We start from the raw sequence: 4,798 nt of genomic DNA, 5'->3' as shown, positions 1-4,798 counted from the left end.
GTTGAAGACTACAACGTTGATAGGCGAGATGTGGAAGTGCTGTGAGGCATTGAGCTAACTCGTACTAATTACCCGTGAGGCTTAACCATACAACGCCAAAGTGGTTTTATTTGTTAGAAGTTAAGAATAAAAGTAGACGATAAGAATTTAATTACGCTTCCAGATTTTAGTAAGATGTTGATAAACATCTTGCATACAGAATTTCCTGGTGAACATAGCATTTTGGAACCACCTGATCCCATGCCGAACTCAGTAGTGAAACGAAATAGCGCCGATGATAGTGTGGGGTTTCCCATGTGAAAGTAGGACATTGCCAGGGCCCAATTAGAGAAACCCGTTGCAGAAATGCAGCGGGTTTTTTGCGTTTATGGTGCTAAATCGTGCTTTAGCGCAAGGTGAAGAGAGCAACTTTCACCGTATTATGTTTTATCGTGTTAGATAATTTCTGAGTAGATAGCTTTGCAGTGTCTATTCATCCCTGAAGCTGGGTCCCATCGCGCATCCATGCGCTCACTTCCTCATGCTGCGAAACTTTGTTTCGGTCATTCGTCACCCTTGCGAAAAAAGAGCGTACTCACTGCGTTTGTAGTGCTAAATCGTGCTTTAGCGCGACTTTAGCGCAAGGTGAAGCAAGTAACTTTCACTGGCATTGATATGGACTCTAAGTATCATTTTAAGTCGTTCATAATGGATGGATCACCAATCCCTCATCAGTTGTTAAAATCGCTTATTTCACCTTGCGCAAAGCAAACGTATTCGCTGCGCTCATTATCGTTAATCCTTTGCACTTAATTCATCCCTGAAGCTGGGTCCCATCGCGCGTCCATGCGCTCACTTCCTCATGCTGCGAAACTTCGTTTCGGTCATTCGTCACCCTTGCGCAAAAGAAGCGTACTCACTGCGTTCGCTGTCGCTAACCTTTTGCACGAGAGCGCCGATGATAGTGTGGGGGCGGCCAGCGGTGGCTTTCCCATGTGAAAGTAGGACATCCTACTGCGTAGCGCACCAAGGGCCCAATTAGAGAAACCCGTTGCAGAAATGCAGCGGGTTTTTTGCGTTTAAGTCCCTCGGCAACAGCTAAATCGGCTCACTTCACCTTGCGCAAAAGAAGCGTACTCACTGCGTTCGCTGTCGCTAACCTTTTGCACGATAGCCGATGATAGTGTGGGGGCGGCCAGCGGTGGCTTTCCCATGTGAAAGTAGGACATCCTGCTGCGTAGCGCACCAAGGGCCCAATTAGAGAAACCCGTTGCAGAAATGCAGCGGGTTTTTTGCGTTTATGGTGCTAAATCGTGCTTTAGCGCAAGGTGAAGCAAGTAACTTTCACTGGCATTGATATGGACTCTAAGTATCATTTAAAGTCGTTCATAATGAATGGATCACCAATCCCTCATCAGTTGTTAAAATCGCTTATTTCACCTTGCGCAAAGCAAACGTATTCGCTGCGCTCATTATCGTTAATCCTTTGCACTACACTTGCGCAAAGGAAACGCACTCACTGCGTTCGCTGTCGTTAACCCTTTGCACTTAATTCATCCCTGAAGCTGGATTACAGCGCGCATTTATACACTCACTTCCTTATGTTGCAAAACTTCATTTCAGTCATTCGTCACCCTTTCTACGATAGGGGCTATTTAACGAGTTTGTTTTCCATGGCTAACAAGCATTTTTTTCGCGCTAACCCCCATCTGTATCCACCTAATGTGCCATCGCTGCGCAGTACACGATGGCATGGAATAAGCACCCCTATGCGGTTTTTAGCGCAAGCATTTCCAACAGCCCGCACTGCGTTCGCATTTCCAATGTGCTGTGCGACTTCGCCATAGCTCATTACGTCGCCCTCTTTAATGCTAAGCAGAAACTTCCAGACTTTAATTTGAAACGCTGTACCCTTTAAATCTAACGGGACCTCAGGTTTAGGTGCATCAAGGGATAAATAGTTATCGAGTGCAGCTATCCAAGCATCGAGCTCTGGGGCATCCTGAGCTTTTGAGTGTATAAGCGTTGCTTTAGGAAACTCTGTTGATAGTAGCGTAACTAAGGTTGCTTGAGTGTTTCCAAACTGCACTGAACACACGCCTTTCTCAGTTGCGGCCATGATCATCTGACCAAGTTTCGTTTCTCGGCATGCATAATGAATTATTTCGCCTTGAGCGCCTGCCCGATAGGTTTTTGGCGACATTCCAATGTTGCGTGTTGCTTCACCGTACACTCGGCTTATCGAGCCGAAGCCAGATGAGTAGATAGCATCCGTAATGCTTTCACAACCTTTCAAGCTTAGCTTGAACTTCCGCATTCGTACTTCGTCTTGGAAGTGTTTCGGTGATACTCCAAATAGCGCTTTAAATGAACGTTGTAATCGAGAAGGTGAAAAGCCGGCAATGGCACCTAGCTGGGCAAGGGTAAGTTTTTCATCAGAATGAGCTTCTATATAACGAGCGACTTCAATAAGCTTTTCAGATTTTACGTTCTTTTTGGCTTTAGGTGGTCTAGGCATAGTTAGACTCTATAATTAGTTGCTATCAGCAGCACTTCACCATAATTATATTCTCAATAACATCTGATTCTTGCCGAGTAATGGGATAAAAGCCAATATTTTATAGTATGTAAGTGGGGCAAGAATCGGATGTTTTTCAAAATCTAGTACAGCTAACCTTGTTACATCTTATTCTATTGTGGAATCCCAATCATGAAAGCTGCTATTAATCACACAATGACTACGAGGCTTTGGGCAATGCTAATTTTGCTCTCAATTTTATGGGGTGGCTCTTTCTTTTTTGTTGGCGTTGCTGTTAGTTCTCTCCCTCCACTCACAATTGTGTCTCTTCGAGTGTGTATAGCTGCTATCGTGTTATGGGTTATTGCTGCTGTATTTGGGCTACGCCCACCAAAAGGCTTTAAGGTTTGGGCCGCATTTCTGGTTATGGGCTTGCTTAATAATGTTATTCCGTTTGGGTTGATAGTTTGGGGGCAAACACAGATCACTTCTGGGGTTGCATCTATTTTAAATGCAGCGACTCCTATTTTCACCGTAATGATCGCCGGAATTTTACTGCCTGACGAAAAACCTACGCCATTGAAACTGTTTGGCGTGATGATTGGCTTTGTTGGGGTCACTGTCATGGTAGGTTTACCTGCACTGATTGGAGAAAACAGCTTCTTAGCACAACTTGCGATTATCGGTGCCACTCTTTCTTACGCATTTGCAGGCGTGTATGGGCGAAGGTTTAAAGCTTTTGACATCAAACCGTTGACAATCGCCGCTGGCCAGGTAACTGCTTCGTCCATCGTTTTACTGCCATTCACCTTTTTTGTAGACGGCATTATCGATGTAAGCTTAATCGGGATGTGGGTTTGGAGTGCTGTTATAGGGCTCGCTATTTTGTCAACTGCATTAGCGTATGTGCTTTATTTTAAAATATTGGAGCTAGCCGGTGCGATGAACGTATTGCTCGTCACTTTGCTCGTACCTGTTTCAGCCTCTTTGCTTGGCTTTTTGTTTTTAAATGAATCTCTAGACGTCATTCACGTAGTTGGAATGGGGATAATAGCAACAAGCCTTGTGGTAATTGATGGGCGCTTATGGCATCAAATAAAAAAGAGTTACTCTACCTAGAACGTCAATGTGAGAAATATTAAGATTTGGAATTCCTCACATAATTGGTAACCGCTACATATGTGCTTCTTTATATCAATCAGGATGAATGGTTTCTGCTTATTGAAGGTGTGATTATTCAGTTACTGTGTTATTCAAGTTGAGGTTTATTCAAAGAACACTTTCTTTTTATCTTCTAGGTTGGAAGCAAACTCATAAGTTGTTGATTGCTCCAAACTGAAGAGCTCGTTTTACTCAACGCTACGTGCTAACTCGATGGAGCACGGCACAGCTTTATATTGTGATGACTCTAGCTTTTAATAAGAGAATCTTGGAATGAAGCCTATTTCAGGGTTATTGCTATATGAATGTGTAGGTGCAAGTCTAAGGGGAATTGTTACGCATAATTTGCTGCATGTTTACGTTAAGATTAAGGCATCCCCTGCAAGGGGGAGGTAATAAAATGATGGTCATTAAGATGTACAGAAAAGGGAATTCGCTAAGTTTAATAGAGCCCTCCAAAATGAGCGTTTAAATTAATGATGTCCTCGTTTATTAAAAGCGTCTCTGAATTAGATGGAATATATGTTATCCACAGTTTTTTGTGTATAACTTGTGATTCTAATATGGGTATTTTGAGGTTAACTAAATAAATTAATTTATTAAGAAAAAAGCGAAAAAAACGCTTGCGCCAATCTCAAATCTCCCTATAATGCGCACCCACTGACACGGCGGGATGCAACGAAAAGCGCAAACCAAAATGAAGGTTAAAGTTAAATTGAAAGATTAATTAAAAAATTAAATTTTCTAGTTGACTTTAAAAGTGAAGCGGTTAATATGGCGCTCCACTTCGCAGCAACGCTGCGGTAACTAACCAAGGGTTAGTTACATTGTTCTTTAAAAATATGAAGCAATCATCTGTGTGGGCACTCGTACAGATTGAGTTCTAACAGCTCTTGATTCAGGAGCAAAAGAATTAGAATCTCAATTTTACTGAGTGACTATAACAGTCAATTCGATTTATTTCTTTTATAAGAAATTATCAATCAGTATTCATTGAGTCAGGTACTTGGTACCAAAAACTTTTAATTGAAGAGTTTGATCATGGCTCAGATTGAACGCTGGCGGCAGGCCTAACACATGCAAGTCGAGCGGAAACGAGAATAGCTTGCTATTCGGCGTCGAGCGGCGGACGGGTGAGTA

The 4,798-nt window shown here is 42.7% G+C and carries 2 protein-coding genes and 3 rRNA genes; 4 read left to right on the top strand and 1 reads right to left on the bottom strand.

All coding sequences use genetic code 11. The features are described from left to right. A 23S ribosomal RNA gene (locus tag A7985_RS25280) occupies positions 1-89 on the top strand; the annotation flags it as partial. Between the two features lie 115 nt (positions 90-204). After that, positions 205-319, top strand: a 5S ribosomal RNA gene (rrf, locus tag A7985_RS25275). Positions 320-1,630: 1,311 nt separating this feature from the next. On the opposite strand, the gene A7985_RS25270 is transcribed toward rrf, so the two are convergent. Next, positions 1,631-2,497 (bottom strand): bifunctional transcriptional activator/DNA repair enzyme AdaA, encoded by an 867-nt coding sequence (locus A7985_RS25270; protein WP_065793146.1) that lies wholly within the window; start codon positions 2,495-2,497, stop codon positions 1,631-1,633. Between the two features lie 192 nt (positions 2,498-2,689). Here A7985_RS25270 and A7985_RS25265 point away from each other — a divergent pair, with 192 nt between their 5' ends. Next, positions 2,690-3,616 (top strand): DMT family transporter, encoded by a 927-nt coding sequence (locus A7985_RS25265; RefSeq protein ID WP_065793145.1) that lies wholly within the window; start codon positions 2,690-2,692, stop codon positions 3,614-3,616. A 1,065-nt stretch (positions 3,617-4,681) separates the two neighbouring features. Further along, a 16S ribosomal RNA gene (locus A7985_RS25260) occupies positions 4,682-4,798 on the top strand; the annotation flags it as partial.

Origin of the sequence: Pseudoalteromonas luteoviolacea (assembly GCF_001696455.1) — a bacterium.
Taxonomy (GTDB): Bacteria; Pseudomonadota; Gammaproteobacteria; order Enterobacterales; family Alteromonadaceae; genus Pseudoalteromonas; species Pseudoalteromonas luteoviolacea_C.
This window is presented reverse-complemented; position numbering and strand designations above follow the sequence as displayed.